The organism is Microbulbifer mixtoriginis (SeqCode), from assembly GCF_052468275.1.
On record NZ_CP174341.1, the window covers coordinates 4,316,383 to 4,337,512 of the forward strand.

The window sequence follows — 21,130 nt, forward strand, 5'->3', positions numbered from 1 at the left end:
TTCTTGCTATGTCTCGGTTCAGAGCTATGCAATCTATTGTCAGATTTTAAGGAAAGCGAAAAATGCAGTTCTCCGCAAAGGTCTCGGATATCTCCAAACAGCGCGCAGCCTGTTCCGTTATTTCAGCTGATGCTAAAAATGGCTTAAGCCCCAGCGGTAAAAACCTCGATCAACTCGCAAAAGGAACTATTGGCAAAATTCTCAAGCGTGGTGATCTGGGCGTAAAACCCGGCAGCACCCAGTTAATCGACCTGCTGGACGGACCCAGTGAGCGAGTGCTGGTCGTTCGCACCGGCAAGGGAGACATCAGCCAGGCAGAGTTCCGCAAGCTGGCCAGCGCCAGTGCCGCAGTGGTGAAAAAGTTCAAAGACGCTACCAGCTACCTGTGCGAGCTCGAAGTAAAAGGGGCTGATAAAGCCTGGCAAGCCCAGCAGATTGCGCTGGCCACAGGTCTGGCCACCTACCGCTTCACCCAGTGCCTCACTGATGCCAAACCCTATCCTCTCACCAAATTCACCCTGCATGCCATTGATCGCAAGCAGCTAAAAACCATCCAAAAAGGGATGGAGATTGGTGCCGGCCAAGCACTGGGAAGCAATGTAGCACGGGAACTGGGTGATCTGCCTGGCAATATCTGTACACCCAACTATCTGGCAGCTCAGGCCCGCACACTGGCCAAAAAACACACAAAGCTCTCCACAACTGTGCTCGACGAGAAAAAAATGAAAGCGCTTGGTATGGGCGCACTTCTCAGCGTAGCAAAAGGCAGTGACCAGCCCCCCGCCCTGATCGCCATGAACTACAAGGGTGGCAAAACCAGCGAGAAACCTATTGTGCTGGTGGGCAAGGGCATTACCTTCGATAGCGGTGGTATCAGCATCAAGCCCGGCCAGGCCATGGATGAAATGAAATACGATATGGGCGGTGCGGCCAGTGTTTTCGGTGTGATGAACGCCCTGGTGGAGCTGCAGCCATCTATCAATGTGGTGGGCCTGGTCGCCGCCGCAGAAAATATGCCCAGCGGCCGCGCCAGCAAGCCCGGTGATATCGTCACCTCCATGTCCGGAAAGACTATCGAGATTCTGAACACCGATGCCGAAGGCCGCCTGGTACTTTGCGACGCACTCACCTATGCCAGCAAGTACAAGCCCCGCGCGGTCATCGATATCGCCACTCTCACCGGTGCCTGTGTAATCGCTCTCGGCCACCACGCCACTGGCCTCTATGCCAATAACGAAGAACTCGCCCAAGACCTGCTCAAGGCCGGCGAAACCAGTGGCGACCGCGCCTGGCAAATGCCTCTTTGGGATGAGTACCAGCCCGCCCTGGACTCCAACTTTGCCGATATGCAAAACATCGGCGGCCGCGATGCCGGCTCTGTAACCGCCGCCTGTTTCTTGTCCCGCTTTGCCGAAGAGTACACTTGGGCACATATGGACATCGCCGGTAGCGCGTGGAAATCCGGTGCCGCTAAAGGTGCCACCGGACGTCCGGTACCGCTTCTGGTGGAATACCTGCTGGGAAAATAACTGGCAAAAGCGCACAATAGCCGCCCCCGAGCGGCAGCCGTAACGGCCCCTCGCGGGCCGTTGTCGTCTCTGTACAAATATAAGCCAGCATGACCCGTATCGACTTTTACATCCTCTCCTCCGATCAGCCCCAGCAAGCGGATATCTTCGCCTGTCGCCTGGCGGAAAAGGCCTATCGCAACGGTCTTCGGGTTCTGCTTGCCGTGGATAATCAGGAGCGTGCCGAGCAACTCAACCAGCTGTTGTGGACCTTCCGTGAAGACAGTTTCCTGCCCCATGCCAACCAAGCGAATGGCGAGCAGGCTGCCATCGAAATCAACTGCGGTGAAGATCCGCAGGCACACCACGGCCTACTGATCAACCTGTGCAGCAAAGTCCCCAACTGGTTCAGCCGCTTCGAACGTCTCGCCGAGATCGTCGTTCAAGAAGCCAATGCCCTGCAACGCTCACGATCGCGATTTGGTCACTTCCGTGATCGCGGATATCCGTTACAATCCCATAAGATCAACCAGAGCATGTAATCACTAACTACCGCCATGTCCGGTCGAAAGAACAAGCACAAGCAGCGCGGACAACCACGCAAACCTTCCAGCGAGCTGCTCGATGAGCTGAACTCACTGCACGACCTACTCAACAGTGACGATCTCGATGAAATCCCACTGCTCAACCAAGTAGCGGGCCAAGTAACGGGGAAGGATGAGCCAAAAACCCTAACCGCTGCACCTCCTACAGAGCCTCCATTGTTATCCACTGAACCAGAAGCCCCGCCACCTTCCCCAATGGATGACGCCTTAGAAGAGGACCTGCCCATATTGTTTTCCCCAATCGAGGAGACACTGGGCGAAGAACATAAAGTGCAGTTGGCCGAATCGGATCTAGCCCTATTGCGCCCCTTACAAAACCTGCCCGGCAAAACAACGGCAGAGCCCCAAGTGCAGACTTCCCAGGAAGCGTCAGCCCATGATGATGACCATGATGACCAGCCTGGCAATAACGCTCAATCGAATAGTGAGGGGACTGACATTGATCGTACAACCGCAACGGATACAGCAACTGAGGCTCCTGTACCGGCACCCGACAACCCCTTCTTACCAGCCCATATTCGCTCGCGGCTTACCGGGGGGCGTATCCCATCCCATGAAAGGCAGCCCCAAAACAAACCCGAGGCCATAGAAACCGCCAGCGCGGGTACCCGTACCCAGGCATTGGTAATGGCCCAGGCGATTGCAGAAAAGGAAGGGCCAGTAGAAAAATTGGAGCCCTCAGAGAAAGAGCGCCAGCGCAACGATTTGATTGAAGAATTGGTAGCCCAACAGCTTCCCCAACTGGAAAAACAGCTGCGTGCCCAGATAGAAAAAGTGGTCGACGAGCTAGAGATCTGGGACTGAGTGCGATTTAGCCCTAAAGCTGCCTTTTGCCCACCCTACCCCCGGCGGTATAATTGCCGCCTTTTCCGCGCAGCCCGAGCAAGTACCAGACTATCCTGAGCCAAAACGCTGTGCACGCAGTCAGTTAAATACAAGGTTTCCCGCCCGCATGGACAAAACATACCAGCCCAACGCCATCGAACAGCAGTGGTACAAAACCTGGGAGGAGAACGGCTACTTCAAGCCTTCCGGGGATACTGAGGCCAAGCCCTACAGCATTATGATCCCGCCGCCGAACGTCACCGGCAGCCTGCATATGGGCCACGGTTTCCAGGAGTCCATCATGGACGCCCTGATTCGCTACCACCGCATGCAGGGAGACAACACCCTGTGGCAAGTGGGCACCGACCATGCCGGTATCGCCACCCAGATGGTGGTAGAGCGCCTGCTGGGCGCCGAAGGCGTATCCCGCCACGACCTGGGCCGCGACAAGTTTATTGAGAAGGTCTGGGAGTGGAAGGAAGAGTCCGGCGGCACCATTACCCGCCAGCTGCGCCGCCTGGGTGCCAGCCCCGACTGGTCCCGCGAACGCTTCACCATGGACGACGGCTTCTACAAAGCGGTGCAGGAAGTCTTTATCAAACTGTATGAAGACGGCCTGATTTATCGCGGCAAGCGCCTGGTGAACTGGGACCCGAAATTCCACACCGCGATCTCAGACCTGGAAGTATTAAACGAAGAGAAGCAGGGTCACCTGTGGCACTTCCGCTACCCGCTCTCCGACGGCTCTGGCCACTTGGTAGTTGCCACTACCCGCCCGGAAACCATGCTCGGCGATACTGCCGTAGCTGTACACCCGGAAGACGAGCGCTACCAGCACCTGATTGGCAAGACCATCAAGTTGCCCCTGGCGGATCGCGAAATCCCGATTATTGCCGACGAATACGTCGACCGTGAATTCGGCACCGGCTGTGTAAAAATCACCCCAGCCCACGACTTCAACGACTACGAAATGGGCCAGCGCCACAACCTCGAGATGATCAACATCCTCGATGCCGACGCCCACCTGAACGACGCAGTGCCGGAAAAATACCGGGGCATGGAGCGCTTTGCCGCGCGCACCCAGATTGTCGACGACCTGGACGCCCTCGGCCTGCTGGAAAAAGTAGAGCCCCACACCCTCAAGGTCCCTCACGGGGACCGCTCCGGCGCCGTGATTGAGCCCTGGCTCACCGATCAATGGTACGTAAAAACCCAGCCCCTGGCCGATGAAGCCATCGCCGCCGTTGAAGATGGCCGCGTTGAGTTCGTACCGAAAAACTACGAAAACATGTACTTCTCCTGGATGCGCGATATCCAGGACTGGTGTATCTCCCGCCAGCTGTGGTGGGGCCACCGCATCCCCGCCTGGTACGACAACGAAGGCAAAGTCTACGTTGGCCGCAGCGAAGAAGAAGTGCGCGAGAAGCACAACCTGGGCGCCGATATCAGCCTGCGCCAAGACGACGACGTACTCGACACCTGGTTCTCCTCCGGCCTGTGGACCTTCGGCACCCTGGGCTGGCCAGAAGATACCGAAGAACTGAAAGCCTTCCACCCCAGCTCCGTACTGGTCACCGGCTTCGATATTATTTTCTTCTGGGTTGCACGCATGATGATGCTGACCCTCTACTTCAAGAAGGAAGTACCGTTTAACACCGTGTACGTACACGGCCTGGTGCGCGACAACCACGGCCAGAAGATGTCCAAATCCAAGGGCAACGTGATCGATCCTATCGATTTGATCGACGGTATCGACCTGGAGAGCCTGGTAGCCAAGCGCACCTCCGGCATGATGGTGCCGCACCTGCGCGAAAAGATTGAAAAGCAAACTCGTAAGGACTTCCCCGAAGGTTTCTCTGCTTTTGGTACCGATGCCCTGCGCTACACCTACTACTCACTGGCATCCACCGGCCGTGACATCAAGTTTGACGTGGGCCGTATTGAAGGCTTCCGTAATTTCTGTAACAAGATCTGGAATGCCTCCCGCTACGTACTGCAAAACTGTGAAGGACAGGACTGTGGCCAGGACAACAGTAGCGACTTCGAGCTGACTGTCGCCGACCGCTGGATTATTTCCCAACTGCAGCGCACCGAAATCACCGTACGCGAAGCGATGGATACCTACCGCTTCGACCTCGCCTCACAGGCCCTGTACGACTTTATCTGGAGCGAGTACTGCAGCTGGTACCTGGAACTTTCCAAGCCAGTACTATGGGACGACAACGCCTCCGACGCAGTGAAGAAAGGCACCCGCCGTACCCTGATCCGCGTACTGGAAACCATCTTGCGCCTGGCCCACCCGCTGATGCCGTTTATCACCGAAGAAATCTGGCAGCGTGTAAAAACCCTCGCCGGTTCCAACGGTGACACCATTATGCTGCAACAGTACCCGGAAGCCGATAACAGCAAGATCGACGAAGAAGCGGAAGCGGCCGTTGCCTGGTTGAAGCAGGTTATTGAAGGCGTGCGTAATATTCGCGGTGAAATGAATATTTCCCCAGCGAAGAAAATCCCACTGATCCTGCGCGGCGGTTCCAGCCGTGACCAAGAACTGCTGGAGCAAGCCCGCAGCCTGCTGATCAAACTGGCCAGCCTCGAAGAAATCACCTGGCTGGAAAGTGGAGAAGCTGCACCAGCCTCCGCCACTGCCCTGGTAGGCGATATGGAATTGCTAGTACCCATGGCCGGCCTGATCGACGTTAAAGCCGAGAGCGCCCGTCTACAAAAAGAGATTGATAAACTCTCCAAAGAACTCGCACGAGTTGAAGGCAAGCTCAACAATCCCAAGTTTGTAGATAAAGCTCCCGAAGCCGTTGTTGCCAAGGAGAAGGACAAGCTTGCAGAAATGAAAGGTGCTCACGAGCGTCTGCAACAGCAGCTTGAAGAAATCAGTAACCTTTAATGGTTCTGGTAATCCGCTCCGATAAAGAGCGGATCTGATTAAAAAAAGGGGGCTCTGCCCCCTTTTCTTTTTTTGATATAAATCAAACTACCCCTTCTTGAACAAGTGCCTTTCGATTTTCTATCAACTTCAGAACCCGAGTCTGTGCTCAACTTACCTGCATCGCTTGTGGATTTGTCAGCTCCAAAATCAGCTTTACCGAAGTGATATACGACCTAAAGCGCACGAAGACGCTTCAAGCACCGCCCAATTATTCAACCCTCCTGAGTACCTGATAAGAAATCAACATGATTTTCAATCGGTTTGGCTGTTATTTTTTATAAAGATCATGAATGATTAAAAGCTCCAGGCATAACAGTGAGTTAGAGAAAGTCTATTCATTGGGGATAGTGGCCAAAGGATCATTTTGCATTTGGGTCAAGAATTCAGGCTTGTATGTAATTTATTCATCCCTCAAGGTTTTACGCATTTCTTCGTTAGATTGATTCCAGGGTAGCAATCATGATAATAGTGGTCAGAATGATTACGATATAAATAGTTATACGTAAAAGAAGATGAATCACAATAAACTAATTACGCAAAAAGCTAGAGAAAACCTTAAGCCTTTAGGATTTGTACAATCCGGTAAATCTCGAATCTGGTATAAAGACAACGGTTGGTGGTCTGTAGTAGTTGAATTTCAACCCAGCTCTCACACAAGAAGCACTTATGTAAATGTGTCTGTTAGTCATTTTTTCTATGAGTCGGCCGGCTGGGCTTTTCATATACCTAATAGACTTCCCGGTTTTGCAAACGCAGAAGATGATTCTGATTTTGAACATAAAGTTGATAAGATGGCTATAGAGGCAGCAGCCTTAGCCTCACACCTCTTAGGAAAATATAAATCTGTAGAAGAGTTTATTTCATGGTATTCCAGAGATGAACGGCGCTCAATATGGGATGATTATTATTGCGGTATATTTAAAGCCCTTTCAGGTAATCTAGACGAGGCTAAGTGTTACTTTCAAAACATATGCGACTCCAAGTATGATCGCACTTGGGAAGATGCTGTTCAGCGCAGGGCTGGTGAGTTTGTATTCCTCCTAAGTAATCCAGATGCGTTCAAAAGCTCATTACAAGGCATTGTATTAAGGACTAGGAACCTAATGTGCCTTGATGACTACAAAGAAGGTGAAATAGTTCTACCATGGGCATCGTAACGTATAATCAGTTTAGGTTTGGGATGTGCTAGACGTGCACCCAAACTAAAGGGGTAATAAGTATTAATTTATGAACTCGATTCAGCTGGAAGGCCCACGATTTTATAGCCAGGAGGATGAAGACCTCTTTTTTCGATGCATCTATAACATGCCAGGTTACGACGATGTAAAAGGTAGGGGTACAGTGCTCACGATCATTTTCTCTGATCAAATTTCCGCTGAAACACATGGCCTAATTAAGGCGCTTTGCGCGAGATGGGAAACAACTATATACAGGTAAGGAAACGCATCTCAGACCGTACTTATAACAAGTCGCTCAAGTACGCTCCGGCCAAAAAAAGCGTAGCCTCCTCAGAACGCGCTAGCGCGCCTCTAACAAGGCTTCAACCCTATCGCCCGGCAGACTGAACACGCAACGCACGGCCTTGCTTAAGGCACTCCGTAATCTCCACCACCTCCATCCCCCAGCACCCTCTCCTTTTGGACACGTCTATAGATTTCCTCACGATGAACGGGTAGAGATTTGGGAGCACGTATGCCTATCTTTACCTGATTACCCTTAACTCCCAATACCGTAATTGAGACGTTAGCTCCAATCCGTAAGTTTTCACCCGCCCGACGCTTTAAGATCAACATATTTGTTTCCTATTAGTACTCAAACCATACGTAGACCTCCCTTAATGGAAGGAATTGAAAGTAACTTTTAAGGAAGTATCAGGTGGAGCGCGAGAACGGTAGGCATAGAAGTAGAAAAGGCAGACGCAACGCTTCCAGAGCCAGGGAACATGCCCCAAACTGCTGAATGGACTCCACTTTATTGAAGACGAGCGGGTTTCTAGCGTATGATCCATATAGCCATTTTGATAGTCTAGTTATCAATTTGGTTAGCTGGCCCTAGGTGTTCCACCACCTTGGGTCAGCGCCTTTTACTTACTCTTACGTCACGCTACCGTTCTCCTTTGAGGGAATAGTTTATAGAAAATTCTTGGGTCTCTTGAATCTCTTTGGTCACCGGCCTTTTATAGGCTGTTCAATGAAGACCCAAATATCGATAAATATCCACCGATTTTACGCAGCTTTGACACTAAAACAAACTGAATAAAATCCAATAAGATTATTTTTGTGCCTATATTTTGTGTAATCACAAACTGAGAATCTTAGTTGCACATAAAAATAACCGTTAGAATTGGTACTCTTCCCCGCAACTCACTTTGGAATCCAGAACCAGTAGATCATCCCTAGCGGCTTCATTCTCTGATTTTACATACACTTTGTTGTTTTCATCCTCTATCAATACCAAAGATCAAGAGCAGCCTCACATATCCACAGTAAAAAGAACGCTAACTTATTGATTTTGAATAGTTTAAGCCTGTGATAAAAAGCAGCGAAATGTCGGGAAATAATGCAACCGCAATATATCCACTAGAGTAAATTCCCACCATTGCTGACTAACATGCTGATTTATTTTTTCTGGCTAGAGGGGTTTTCTGCTCTTGGGATATATTGACTCGTGATATAATGCGGCTGCTTTTGGATACACTATTAGGCAGCCCTTCAAAATAAAGGGATTATTTAATGAATGAAGAAGTAACAGAAGTCGATTCTTCAGGACCTATTTCTTGCACTAATTGGAAGGCATTTGAAAACAGAGAGGCTCACAGAGCTACCATAGAATATCCTTTATATACAGATGCTAGAATAATTGGTGAAATATCAGAAGGATATGGACCATACAAGTTTTTAAATACTGTACCAGGAGATGATCGCCCCGGTTTACTCAAGCCAAGTATCATTCTTAGAGTAGAGTTTCATTTGGAAAATAATCTCGCGCAAATGAACGAGACTGACACTTCAAATTATCATGGTGGTTGGTTTCCGGACGAAATTGCTGCACTGGTATCATTATGTTTAGGAATTAGAGTCAAAGCTGCAGATGAATCACGCCGCTTTGATCAAGGCGGTGATCCTTTGGGGCGCCCACAAACTTTTAGATTCCGACGTGAACCAACAATGAGTCTTGATGATAGGCAGCTAAAGTTACCTAATTCAGTGGGTGCTCATTCACTTGAAAACCTAACACCAATAAAAAACCTTCCGAATCTTTCAGGAAGGGAAGCTATTGCTGTTATTAGAGCTGCTAGGTTATATCAAGATGCCTTATGGATTGGAGAATCTGAACCAGCTCTTTCATGGCTAATGCTTGTTTCTGCATTAGAGTCTGGTGCGAACATGTGGCATCAAGGTGATGATTCTCCTGTTTCAAAACTTGAAGCATCCAAGCCAAATCTATATAGCATATTAGAAAACACAGGCGTTGAGGGACTTACAGAGATTGTTGCCAATGAAATTGTACATACTCTAGGCGCAACAAGTAAATTCATTAAATTTATTCTTAAGTATTTACCAGAGCCACCTGAAAAACGACCTCTAGCATGGGCACAAATACCTTGGTCTCGAACTTTTATGAGATCCGCATTAGGAAAAATATATGAGTATCGTTCGAATGCCTTACATGGAGGTATTCCTTTTCCTGCTCCTATGTGTAGTGGAGAGATAATTATTGGAAATTGCATGGCAGAAAAACCTACAGGTGTAGCATGCCAAACTCTTGGCGGAGTTTGGTTGGCGGAAGATACCCCAATGCTTCTCCATATGTTTGAATACATAGCAAGAGGCACATTAATTAACTGGATTAAGAGTTTGGAAAATGCCTAACAAGGTCGTGCAATCTGACTTTCGGCTACTTTCACGCATTATGCAAAAAATACACAAAAGGCGGTAGTTGACGATGGCGCTAAGTGAAACAAGGGGGTGGAGATGGGTGTAGAGATAGAAATTGACGAGAGAATGAAGAACAGAAGAATCAACTATGAATTAATAAATTCCATTTTTACTGCCGTCATAGTTTTTTCTGCTTGTATCTCATCCTACTATAGCTATCAAACAGTTAAGATAGCCTCCGCAAATACAGAGCTCCTTGAAGCACAAGATGCCAGAGAGAGCAGGAAAGAAATGAAAGAAATGGCCGAGTTAATTCTAAAAGTTTATGCGTTAACTAATGAGAAAGAATCGACATCTGACAATGCACAACAATAAATCACTTAAAGGCAAGTATTATATGCTGGAATCAGCTTTATCTGATTGGCAGGAAGGTAAGGCTACTGCAAAGGTTGTAGATATCGAATTTACAAATAGATATTAATAGCAGTGTTAGGTAGGCAAACTTAAATCGAGTGGCCGGTAGTTTCTAGCTGTCAGCCTCCACACCACCCATCGTACAGGTCCGTAATGTTCGGTTGCTTATCCGTAATGAATCTCTACCCAACGATACTGTCATGACAGTGGCTGCGGTTTTTTATCTACCCTAGTGTGGGGTCTTAGAAATCGACAAACATAAGAAGGATAAATCAAATGAACTATAGGGAAAGTAAGGTGGTAGATCTTCTGTATAGAGCTTTACTTTGGATCAGTATCGCTTACTTGATGTGTTACCTTTCTGAGGAAATAGGGTCTAACACTGGTAAATTTCTAGGGAACGCGCTAAAGATAAAACCTGATATAAATTGGGGCAACTTTGTTGCAATGGCAGGGCTGTTGGTGGCCCCCTTTGCTATGGTGTTAAGGGAAGCTGAATACGCTTTTCAGAGACATAATATACGTATTGCAGCAGTAAGTACTATAGTGTTTTTGTTGGCCAAGATATCATCTGACTTGGTACTTATTTGTTACGGAATGATGTCTTTTGTTTTAGGTTGGAGTATATATTTATTTACGAACAATAATCCCACCTCCCACGAATATTTGATTTTTGGTATTTCACTACCGTTCTACTTGGTTATTATGTTTTTTCTTTCCTTTATGTCGCTTATAGTTCGATCCGAGTTAAATGGTCGGCTATTTGGGTGGTGGCGTAGTCAGTTTCCCGCATTTGGTCGAGTGGCAATATATAGCTTATCTTTAGTTGTATTTGGTGTTGTGAGTTGGGTGCACCACTAGTTTCTAAATTGGGTAGCCGGTAGCTTATAGCTACCAGCCCCTTCTATCCCCGCGATAGTGGTTGACGGGCAGGGCCTATTTATGAGTCATCAGCCACGCTAACAGCTTCACAGCAGCAAGCTAAACAGATCTCCTCAGATAAGAACATCAACTTTCACTACACAACTGCATCATTTACTCTACCCGTTAAACCACATGGCTTCGCTGTTCCTGGCCACCTCGCCTCCAGGCTAAGCCTTATAGGATGTTTCTATTCGCCAGCTCGTAGTCTTGCTAGCAGCTTCCTCCCCACAAAATCTCACTGTGTAGCAGTTGCCATTCGCTGGTAGTTATCATTTAATGGCGCCCATTAAATGGTGATCCTCCTACAGGGGACTTTCACCCCATTAGTCCACGCCCATACTGGGCGTACCAAGTACAAGTAGGTTGCTACGGGCCTTTGGCCCTTCGCGGAACGGCCTACGCTGCGCCCCATCCACCCCTGTTGTAGTCGCTATGAGTAAGAGCATGGAATTCAGATACTTTAGAGATCCAGAAGGGTTTGCACTTCTAGTAGACAGCCCGCAACCTTGTTCTGTCTGTAGCAAAGTAGGAGTTTGGTTTGATACTGGCGGCTACCCTGGTATCAATGAAATTGACTGTATTTGCGAAGATTGTCTCAAGTCTGGAAAGTTAATCGACTTAGAAATAGAAGCAAACCAATTCTACGACGATGATTCGGAAGAGTCGGTCACTCTAATGTATAAGACTCCAGCGTTACCCACTTGGCAGGAAACTGCATGGCCTTTAGTAAACGGCAAGTTTCCTGTGTTCGAGAGAATTGCATCTAAGCAAGATTTCGAAAGTAAGGACGATTTTTTGAAGTCATTTTCAGGGGAAGGTCAGGAAGTGTCAGAGATCGAATGGCTGTGGGATAGACTACCAGAAAAGAAATTGAACAGTTACAAAGATGCCGGTGATGTCTCGGTTTACCTATTTACATTGGAAGGCAATAAATACTGGGTGTGGGATGCAAACTAAAATTCATAACAAAAACAGCCTAGGCGACGCCAAAAAGCGGCCCGCTTGCTGTTGACGTTAGGTATTGATGGGTATGCTCATAAAAAGAATTTATATAATGTCACTTGAACATCCAGGGCCCGGATTTAACGGGACCTTGGGGCGAGTCGGTCAAAAAGCTAATCTTCTGGATCTAGAAATGTTTGTGAGAGGCTATGAGTCATGCTTACTAGATGCTTATGGTGAGAAACGAGCTGAAGATGAGTGGCTAGATTTTATTGAATACTTGCGGCATGAAGGGTTATTTCCTACAGAAGGGTGGGCAGCGAAAATCAGTCAGCAAAACCAATATAGTGAAGACTGTTTTGAGTACTTTCGTGAACTTCTCCATAAGTACCTTGTGTTGCGAATGCCCGATTGGTTTATTGAGTTCAACTGCTCAGCTCAGCCTAGCCCATGGCATAATGTCAATGGTCCTCGCAGTCAAGATATACGTCTAAAAAAACATATAGAGGCCGTGAACAAAACCTAAATTGGGTAGCAGGCAGTTCTAGCTACCGGCCCCCACTCCACCCATCATGCGGGTCCGCAATGGGCAGCTCCCCATCCGTAATGAATATCTACCTAACGATAGTGTCGAGCAGCTCTTCATTTGAGCTGAGTGTCATGACAGTGCGCTACCTTAACTTTATCCGACTAGAAACATATCAGTAGGCTATCCCTGTCTTTTAACTCGGGGATTTAGCTTCAGGCCTTCACCGTGTCCATGCTATTAATCTTGGCATTAGGCTACTATGCCGTCGGCTAACTTTTGTTTAATCACCTTGGCCATTACTGACCGAAGCGCTACTGTGTTCCACCACTTTTTTTCTATCCCCGCGATGGGGGCTAGCGGGTTGGGCAGCGGCCATGCCGACAACTTCACAGCAGCAAGCTAAACAGATCTCCCCAAATACGAACGTGACCTTTCACTGCACAGCTACATCATTGACTCTACCCTTAGACCACCCCGTTTCGGTGCCCTTGGCCACCTCGCCTCTAGGCCAAGCCATATAAGATGCTTCTGTTCGTCAGCTCGTAGTTTTGCTAGCAGCCTCATCCCCACAAGACCTCACGGTGTTGCAGTTGCCATTCGCTAGTAGTTAGCATTTAATGGCGCCCATTAAACGGTGATCTTCCTACACGGGACTTTCACCCCATTAATTCACGCCCATGTTGGGCCCATCAAGTAAAGGCACCCGATGTCAAAACCGCCGCTTCGCTCTGGTTTTGCCACAGATGCTTTAGGCGTTAGAGGTAAGGAGTTTCAAATGAGGGCCATTTTATTAATAACCGTTCTTTTTCTTGGTGCTTGCGAAGTATCCACTTCAAAGAATTATACTATTCAAGTTGAGGGAGGCCAGAATCATGAGGAGAATCTCAAGGCCGCCCCTGTCATAGCTAACCTTGTCTGGAATGGCAATTTACACCATCAAATTCAAAAAGAAGTTGTAGAGCTCCAAGATCAAGATTTAAGTAATCTTTTAGGTCTTCGCTACAAAAATGTGTCTTTTAGTTCTGGTGAAAAAGGCGTTTTTATTCAATGCATATTTAAATCTTCATTCAGTGACAAGGTGGGCGATAAAGTTATTGAGATTTGTAGAAAAGAAGTGGAAGCTCAAATTGCTGACCACTTCACTTCCAATAAGTCAAATCATTCGGACGCCACTGTCGCGACGCCCGGTGTTTGAGACGTTATGACTTGACCAATGATGCAATTTATTAAAACCAAAGACTTGAATAAATCTGCAAAACTTACTCTTGCCAACATGCAGGAGTACTATGACATGTATGGCGTTGACTGGACTTTATCAGATGTACGCAGTGCAATTGAAAATCTTGAGAATTATGATGTAGTGAATGATGATGGAGTTTTTGGGATTGTTAGACTCTCATTTGAAAACAATCGCTGTCAACTACGAGATATTCAAGTTGTATCTAATCAACAAAACAAAGGGTTAGGCGCTTTAGTTATCTCTAAAGTAACCGAGCTTGCAAGGCAAAAAAAACTAGGGTTCATTGATCTACGAGTATTTAAACGTAGTCCAGCATATAGACTTTATGGTCGCCTAGGGTTTGTCATAGAAAAAGAAGATGATAAATTTTACCAAATGACGCTTACAGTCATATAAATCGGGTAGCCGGTGGTTTCTAGCCACCGGCCCCCACACCCACCATCGTGCGGGTCTGCAATGGGCGGCTCCTATCCGTAATCTCTGCCCAACGATAGTGTCGAGCAGCGCTTCACTTGAGTTGAGTCTCATGGCAGTGCGCTACTTCTGAATCAGCCGCCACGCCGACAACTTCACAGCAGCAAGCTAAACAGATCTGCTCAGATAAGATCGTGAACTTTCACTACATAACTGCATCATTGACTCTACCCGCTTCGGTGCACTTGGCCACCTCGCCTCTAGACCAAGCCATATAAGATACTTCTGTTCGCCAGCTCGTAGTTTTGCTAGCGAATTCCTCCCCACAAGACCCAACGGTATTGCAGTTGCCATTCGCTGGTAGTTAGCATTTAATGGCGCCCATTAAACGGTGATCTTCCTACAGGGGACTTTCACCCCATTAGTTCACGTCCATGCTGGGTGTGCCAAATTTAGGCAAGTGGACAAATTACTGCGCCTTCGATTCCGTAATTTGCCGTTGCTAAGGGCGTTATGTGGGACTAGACCGAGGTCTTATTGGGAGATGTGGCGTAATTGACATTAGCTTAAAGAATCATCCTGACACTCACTGTAGTGCTACGACAAATTTACCAGATACAATAAGTTGTTTTTATGCAGCCTTTTAATACTCAATTTACCTTATCTAGAGATTACCTAGCCGAATGCTATGATCAGTCTCTACCCTATGGGAAAAATGTCAAGCCCAATTATCTTCTTCCTACATTATTATTATCTTCTGGTGCGGGATTACTATTATTTACTGAGCAACCTAAGATCGCAAGTTGCACGTTAATTGCATTAGGCGTGCTGGAACTGATTCACATTCGATATCGACGAGCTTGGTGGTTAGCACGGCAGATGCTTGGGAAAAGTGCCGGTAGTGAGGTGAAATTAACCATAGATAAGGATGGAATCCAGACACAGAATCCTTATACGACAACAGCTCTGTCGTGGACAGATATCGAGCATATTATTGAAACCGATTTAGGGCTTATTTTGGTGGCTAAATCCGGGGGGCAGCAGTACTTGTCTAAATTGTTATTACCTGCTGAATTAATTAATGAGATAGTTACCAAGATTAAGGGTAAACATTGATTTCAATAAAAATTAAAGTCGTACCTACAATGCAGCTAAGCTGCCCAAACGCGACGACCCTACGGGGTCGCCGCTTGGCAAGGCGTTAAATGCACACAAGGAACACGTAATGCAGTTCATCCGAAGAATACAGCGAAATAGAGCGATAAAATCGTACTTACGGAAATTGCCTAAGTTGCTAGCGAAAGATTATGGAAAATCTAAAAGGTATCGCCCAAAACAAGTAAGGGCTACGATTGAGAGGTCAGGGCTCTCAATTATTTATACCTGTTACGCGATTTCAATTTTTTGCTCAAAGAAGGAATTTGATGCATATCATCATGAAATTGGTGAAGTGTGTGATTACGGAGCAATGCGTGGAAAAGTAGGAGATCTTCATTTTTACGGAAATGCAAATTTTAGTAGTAACGATGTTGCATCTGTTGGCTCTGACTTTGGTGGCGGTTCACATGGTATGGATGGCGGCGGCACAGATTGAGGCATTTAAATCGGGCAGCCGGTAGTTTTTAGATACCGACCCCCACACCGCCCATCAGCGAATCCACAATGGGCGACACCCTATCCGTAATGCATCTCTACCCAACGATAGTATCGAGTAGCTCTTCATTTGAGCTGAGTGTCATGGCAGTGCGCTACTTCTGAGTCAGCGGCCACGCCGACAACTTCACAGCAGTAAGCTAAACTAATCTCTCTAGATAAGAACGTGAACTTTCACTACGCAACTGCACCATTGACTCTACCCGCTAAGTCACCCAGCTTCGGTGTCCTTGGCCACCCAGCATACAGGCTAAGCCTTATAGGATGTTTCTGCCCATCAACTCGTAGTTTTGCTAGCAGCTTCCTCCCCCAAGACCTCGTGGTGTTACAGTTGCCTTTCACTAGTAGTTAGCATTTAATGGAAACTATTAATCGGTGATCTTCCTACAGAGGACTTTCACCCCATTAGTTCACGCCATACTAGGCATATCAAACGCCTGCAATCTGACTTCCGGCCATTGGTACCTTTTGTACAAAAGCTGCCGGCAGTTAAGGCAGGCGTTAGCTTTAGTCGGAAATAGCAAACCAACAAGGAAGTTAAATGGTACGTTTTGATAGATTATGGGAAAACTACCCAAATGAAGATCCATGCGATGCAAAGAACCGAGATGGTGAAAAGCTTTTTGGAAATCAATGCGCGATTCGACTAAGTCATGCAATGAAAAAATCTGGTATTAAATTCAATACTTTTCCTAAAGGAAGGAAGTGTTGGGTTCACCCAGGAGAGGAACATATTCTCGCAGCAGCAGAGCTTGCAGATTGGATTCAAAACTCAAAAATTCCAAATATGCTAGTTACTGAAAATATTACCGGTGAAAACTGGAGAGAAAAAGTAGAATCGAGGAAAGGAATTATCTGCTTTGAAGATTACTATCTCCGCAGTGATGGTAGCGGTGGAGATCATATCGATCTCTGGAATGGTAGAGCTATGACTGGAATTGGTTCATATTTTCGTACGAGATTCAATATAGTTATTCCAAGCATTTGGTCTGACTTAGGTAAATCTAAAAAAATAAGGTTCTTTCCGGTAGCATGATGAAAAAATTACTCTGGTTTATAATCGCGTTTGTTTGCATCAGCATTGCTTATTTCTTCTTAGTGTATTTGGCCGGGTGGGCCTTGAGTCTGGCAGATTTCAGGCTCTACAATTCTGAAGCAGATCAGCAGCGTAATTTCAATATCGTAATGTCAGGGTGGCTTTTACTTTCCATAGCAGGTGCTGCTTGGTTAAGTAGGCGAAAAAACTGATAATGCGCAGCAAGCTGCAGTAGAGCTAGGAGTTAGCACCAAAAAGGTGTTAAGCAACGCATCAAGAAGAAGCTCAGGCTTTTGTACTAGATATCCTATGGTCAGTTATCTACGTGTGGAACCACAATTACATTTCTAATAAAGTTAACTATAAAGCTAGCTGTGCTAAAGCGGGTAGCCGGTAGTTTATAGCTATCGCCCCCTACAACACCCATCGGGCAAGTCCGCAATGTGCTGCTCCCTATCCTTAATGAATCTCTACCCAACGATAGTGTCGAGCAGATCTTTATTTGAGTTTTATGTCATGGCAGTACGCTACCTTAAATTTATCCGACTGAAAACATATCAGTAGGCTAGCCCTAACTTTTAACTTGTGGATTTTGGGTTCAGGCCTTCACTATGTCCAAGGTATTCATCTTGGCATTAGGCTACTATGCCGTCGTCTGACTTCTGCTTAATCACCTTGATCATTATTAACCGAAGCGCTGCTATGCTCCACCACTTTGTATAACCCACGATGGTAGCTAGCAGGCTGGGCCTATTTATGAGTCAGCGGCTACGCTGACAACTTTACAGCAGCAAGTTAAACAGACCTCCCCAGTTAAAACGTGAACTTTCACTCCACAACTGCATCATTGACTCTACCCGTTAGACCACCCGGCTTCCGTGCCCCTGGCCACCTCGTCTCCTGGCTAAGCCTTATAGGATGTTTCTATTTGCCAGCGCGTAGTTTTACTAGCGGCTTCTCCTCAACAAGACCTCACAGTGTTGCAGTTGCCATTCGCTAGTAGTTAGCATTTAATGGCGCCCATGCTGGGCGTACCAAGGCCAGGCACAATCGCCCCTTCGGGGCTGGGCCGCCGCTGCTTCGAAGCTCCGACCTGTGCTGGCGGGCGTTATATGAATACGAGGAATTATCATGAATAAGAAAGATATTGATAGAAAGGATCAACTTGTAAGGGAGATTCTTGCTGATTGGGGTGAAGCACTCTTAGAGGTAGGAGAAGATATTTCAGTACGCGATGTACTAAAGCAGGAGTTAAGGGTTGCAACCCCGACCTTAAGAATATTCATAACGGTTAAGACTTTTGAAGAAAGAGCTGAGTATTATCGCTCTCATGGCAACTACGAGGAGTTAAAAGAGAAGCTAGCAGAGGCAAAAAATACTCTAAAGAAACAAATAGAACTAGGCTCCATTTATATGAGAAATGGATTTCATTATAAAATTGATGGTGAGACCATCGAAATGAGCTCAGAAAGGCTTAATAATGAAAGCTTAGCCGGGGCTCTTAATAATGTAAAAGCAGAAATGGACAGCCAAACAGAAGATGACCTAAATTCAGAGTTTAGTAGCTTGCTTAAAGGTATCGAAATGTTTGCTGAGGTTTATAATTAATCAATTTTAATAATAGGAATTGTTTTGTCTGAAGAAGCCGGAAAGTTCGTATTAAAAGCACCTAAGGAGCTTTTGGTAAAGCTTGTAAAGCTAAATGGGGAGGACTTAACAGAGGCCCTAAAAGAGCTTTTTTCGTACTCTGGTGTAGAGTCAAAAACATATGAGCGCGAGAGCTATAGATTCGATAAATCGGAGTTAATAGGCGACTATCTAATCGCAACATATGGACAGGCCTGCTGTGAATGGAGTTACATTGCTAATGCTCTTCTAAAACAAGGTAAAGGTATCGAAGTCTATGCTAGTTGTAATTGCTACGATGAGTGTAGCTACGAATACTACGCATTAGATGAAAAAGGTACAAAAGTGGCATTTTCTTTACCGCTAGAGAATGCAGACGAGATTGTACAAGAAGATGAAGACTTCATTGAGCGAGTATCACAAAAAGCGAAACAGTGGAGTTCCATGATTCCAGAGCAAGTCAAGCAAGGGGCTCCAGAGTTTGATGAAGTACAACTTGATGAGTTCTTAAGTTACTGCGAGTAATCATATAAATCGGGTAACCGGTAGTTTCTAGCTACCGGCCCCCACACCACCCATCGTGCGAAATCGCAATGGGCGATTCCCTACCCAAATTAAATGTCTACCTAACGATAGTATCGAGGAGCTCTTCTTTTGAGTTGAGTGTCATGGCAGTGAGCCACCTCAACTTTAACCGACTGGATAACATATCGGTAGGCTAGCCCTGTCTTTTAACTCAGTGATTTAGGTTCAGGCCTTAACCCTGCCAAGGGTATTAATCTTGGCATTTGGCTATTATGCCATCGGCTGACTTCTGTTTAATCATCGTGGTGATTACTGACCGAAGCGCTGCTGTATCCCACCACTTTTGTCGATTCCCCCGATGATGGCTAGCGGGTTGAGCCTACTTATAAGTCAGCGGCCACACTGACAGCTTCACAGCAGCAAGCTAAATAAATCTCCCCAGATAAGAACGTGAACTTTCAATACTCAACTACATCATTGACTCTACCCGTTAGATCTCCCGGTTTCAGTACACTTGGTCACCTCCCTTCCAAGCTAAGCCTTATAGGATATTTCTGTTCCTCAGCTCGTAGTTTTGCTAGCAGCTTCCTCCCCCACAAGGCCTCCCGGTGTTACAGTTGCCATTCACTAGTAGTTGGCATTTAATGGCGACCATTAAATGGTGATTTTCCTAAAGGGGACTTTCACCCCATTAGTTCACGCCCATGCTCGTGGCATTATGCGTCATTAAACATAGAGTATTGATTGAAGAATGAGTAAAGAACAACCAAATAATCCGCTACATGGTATTACTCTTGAGAAAGTTGTTACACGATTGCAGGAGCATTATGGCTGGGATGGTTTGGCAGATAGGATTAATATCAATTGCTTTAAGAGCGACCCATCAATTAAGTCTTCGCTCAAGTTTTTACGCAAAACCCAGTGGGCACGAGATAAAGTCGAGAATCTGTATATCTCAACTTTTGAAAATAAATCTCCGTGGGGTAATCGTAAATAAGCACTATTTGGTAACCACATAGATGTCGCTGTGATTAGGCAGGGACAGGCGCATAAATCGGATAGTCGGTAGTTTCTAGCTACCGGCCTCCACACCACCCATCGTGCCAGTCCGCAATGGCCGGTTCCCTATCCGTTGAATCCCTACCCAACGATACTGTCGAGCAGCTCTTCATTTGAGTTGAGTGTCATGGCAGTGCGCTACTTCTGAGTCAGCGGCCAGGCTGGCAGCTTCACAGCAGCAAGTTAAACTGATCTCCCCAGATAAGAACGTGACCTTTCACTGCACTGCTGCACCAGTGACTCTACCCTTAGACTACCCCGTTTCGGTGCCCCTCCAGGCTAAGCCTTATAGGATGTTTCTGTTCGCCAGCTCGTGGTCTTGCTAGCGGCTTCCTCCCCGCAAGATCTCACAGTGTTGCAGTTGCCATTCGCCTATAGTTAGCATTTAATGGCGCCCATTAAATGGTGATTTTCCTACAGGGAACTTTCACCCCATTAGGCAACGCCCATGCTAGAAATTATGTATGGCCAGAGAATTTAGGTTGTGCTAAAACAAATTAACGAAGACAAATGGGACAAAATGTATGGAGGTGAGACCCTGAGCTCACTGCCATATTCTGTTAATAAATTTGAGAAAGCACATGGAATAACCTTCGAGCGATATGAAGAAGGTGGGATTGGAGGGTGTTATTGTACCTTTATAAAAATTTCTAAAAATAAGTACTTTCTGCAAGGGTTTGGAGATAAAGATAATCAGGAACCGGGGGTGTCACTGGAAATGGATGGGTGCAATCCTTCACCAAAACACAGTCTTAACGATATTGCCTCCACTCTTAATATCGCTATCGAATCTATGCCTTGGGTAAGGGAAGACCTTTCTACTCCAAGATGGATGTTAACTCGACAGGGAGATGATGGAAATGAAGTGGAAATTTTCCGAACTCATCGTAAGATAGTGGCTGATTGGGCTATGAGTCAATATGAAAAGCCTGGGCATAAACAATGTTACTTCGTAATAGAAAAAATATAACAAACGAAGGCAGCCGACTCATAAATGCGCAGCTATTT

General features: G+C 46.6%; 20 protein-coding genes. 19 read left to right on the forward strand and 1 reads right to left on the reverse strand.

From position 1 onward, the window contains the following. Window positions 1-62: 62 nt before the first annotated feature. From ACJJIC_RS18965 to ACJJIC_RS18985, 5 genes are all read left to right on the forward strand, one after another. Window positions 63-1,529: a leucyl aminopeptidase gene (locus tag ACJJIC_RS18965; RefSeq protein WP_444885815.1), complete on the forward strand. Its 1,467-nt coding sequence runs from the start codon at window positions 63-65 to the stop codon at window positions 1,527-1,529. A gap of 89 nt (window positions 1,530-1,618) precedes the next feature. Continuing rightward, window positions 1,619-2,050, forward strand: coding sequence for a DNA polymerase III subunit chi (locus ACJJIC_RS18970; protein WP_252084876.1), 432 nt, complete (start codon window positions 1,619-1,621; stop codon window positions 2,048-2,050). Window positions 2,051-2,065: 15 nt separating this feature from the next. Further along, on the forward strand, window positions 2,066-2,917 hold the full coding sequence (locus ACJJIC_RS18975) for a hypothetical protein (RefSeq protein WP_445357656.1): 852 nt from the start codon (window positions 2,066-2,068) through the stop codon (window positions 2,915-2,917). A 148-nt stretch (window positions 2,918-3,065) separates the two neighbouring features. Next, window positions 3,066-5,840, forward strand: a complete 2,775-nt coding sequence (locus tag ACJJIC_RS18980; protein ID WP_445357657.1) for a valine--tRNA ligase — start codon at window positions 3,066-3,068, stop codon at window positions 5,838-5,840. A 554-nt stretch (window positions 5,841-6,394) separates the two neighbouring features. Further along, window positions 6,395-7,039 (forward strand): DUF4304 domain-containing protein, encoded by a 645-nt coding sequence (locus tag ACJJIC_RS18985; protein WP_445357658.1) that lies wholly within the window; start codon window positions 6,395-6,397, stop codon window positions 7,037-7,039. Between the two features lie 429 nt (window positions 7,040-7,468). On the opposite strand, the gene csrA is transcribed toward ACJJIC_RS18985, so the two are convergent. Beyond that, window positions 7,469-7,675, reverse strand: a complete 207-nt coding sequence (gene csrA / locus ACJJIC_RS18990; RefSeq protein WP_445357659.1) for a carbon storage regulator CsrA — start codon at window positions 7,673-7,675, stop codon at window positions 7,469-7,471. 939 nt (window positions 7,676-8,614) lie between these two features. Here csrA and ACJJIC_RS18995 point away from each other — a divergent pair. From ACJJIC_RS18995 to ACJJIC_RS19060, 14 genes are all read left to right on the forward strand, one after another. Beyond that, window positions 8,615-9,754 carry a hypothetical protein gene (locus ACJJIC_RS18995; RefSeq protein ID WP_445357660.1) on the forward strand — a complete coding sequence of 380 codons (1,140 nt, stop codon included), beginning with the start codon at window positions 8,615-8,617 and terminating at the stop codon, window positions 9,752-9,754. A gap of 102 nt (window positions 9,755-9,856) precedes the next feature. Further along, complete coding sequence (locus ACJJIC_RS19000) at window positions 9,857-10,135, forward strand: hypothetical protein (RefSeq protein ID WP_445357661.1); 279 nt, start codon at window positions 9,857-9,859, stop codon at window positions 10,133-10,135. A 336-nt stretch (window positions 10,136-10,471) separates the two neighbouring features. Next, complete coding sequence (locus tag ACJJIC_RS19005; protein WP_445357662.1) at window positions 10,472-11,035, forward strand: hypothetical protein; 564 nt, start codon at window positions 10,472-10,474, stop codon at window positions 11,033-11,035. A 507-nt stretch (window positions 11,036-11,542) separates the two neighbouring features. Further along, a complete protein-coding gene (locus ACJJIC_RS19010) occupies window positions 11,543-12,055 on the forward strand; it encodes a CbrC family protein (protein ID WP_445357663.1) in 513 nt (170 codons plus the stop codon). Between the two features lie 97 nt (window positions 12,056-12,152). Beyond that, window positions 12,153-12,566, forward strand: a complete 414-nt coding sequence (locus tag ACJJIC_RS19015) for a hypothetical protein (RefSeq protein WP_444908917.1) — start codon at window positions 12,153-12,155, stop codon at window positions 12,564-12,566. A 709-nt stretch (window positions 12,567-13,275) separates the two neighbouring features. Beyond that, window positions 13,276-13,764, forward strand: coding sequence for a hypothetical protein (locus tag ACJJIC_RS19020; protein ID WP_445357664.1), 489 nt, complete (start codon window positions 13,276-13,278; stop codon window positions 13,762-13,764). A gap of 18 nt (window positions 13,765-13,782) precedes the next feature. Beyond that, window positions 13,783-14,205 carry a GNAT family N-acetyltransferase gene (locus tag ACJJIC_RS19025; RefSeq protein WP_444908915.1) on the forward strand — a complete coding sequence of 141 codons (423 nt, stop codon included), beginning with the start codon at window positions 13,783-13,785 and terminating at the stop codon, window positions 14,203-14,205. 651 nt (window positions 14,206-14,856) lie between these two features. Then, window positions 14,857-15,339 (forward strand): YcxB family protein, encoded by a 483-nt coding sequence (locus ACJJIC_RS19030; protein ID WP_445357665.1) that lies wholly within the window; start codon window positions 14,857-14,859, stop codon window positions 15,337-15,339. 109 nt (window positions 15,340-15,448) lie between these two features. Next, window positions 15,449-15,817, forward strand: a complete 369-nt coding sequence (locus ACJJIC_RS19035) for a DUF6559 family protein (protein WP_445357666.1) — start codon at window positions 15,449-15,451, stop codon at window positions 15,815-15,817. A gap of 600 nt (window positions 15,818-16,417) precedes the next feature. Beyond that, a complete protein-coding gene (locus tag ACJJIC_RS19040) occupies window positions 16,418-16,912 on the forward strand; it encodes a T6SS effector amidase Tae4 family protein (protein WP_444885832.1) in 495 nt (164 codons plus the stop codon). A gap of 1,131 nt (window positions 16,913-18,043) precedes the next feature. Continuing rightward, window positions 18,044-18,520 carry a hypothetical protein gene (locus tag ACJJIC_RS19045; protein ID WP_445357667.1) on the forward strand — a complete coding sequence of 159 codons (477 nt, stop codon included), beginning with the start codon at window positions 18,044-18,046 and terminating at the stop codon, window positions 18,518-18,520. A gap of 24 nt (window positions 18,521-18,544) precedes the next feature. Further along, on the forward strand, window positions 18,545-19,063 hold the full coding sequence (locus ACJJIC_RS19050; RefSeq protein ID WP_444908910.1) for a hypothetical protein: 519 nt from the start codon (window positions 18,545-18,547) through the stop codon (window positions 19,061-19,063). Between the two features lie 751 nt (window positions 19,064-19,814). Next, the gene (locus tag ACJJIC_RS19055) at window positions 19,815-20,060 is read left to right on the forward strand and encodes a VF530 family protein (protein WP_226648534.1); all 246 of its coding nucleotides are present in this window, start codon (window positions 19,815-19,817) and stop codon (window positions 20,058-20,060) included. A 546-nt stretch (window positions 20,061-20,606) separates the two neighbouring features. Further along, window positions 20,607-21,092, forward strand: a complete 486-nt coding sequence (locus ACJJIC_RS19060) for a hypothetical protein (RefSeq protein ID WP_445357668.1) — start codon at window positions 20,607-20,609, stop codon at window positions 21,090-21,092. Window positions 21,093-21,130 lie beyond the last annotated feature (38 nt).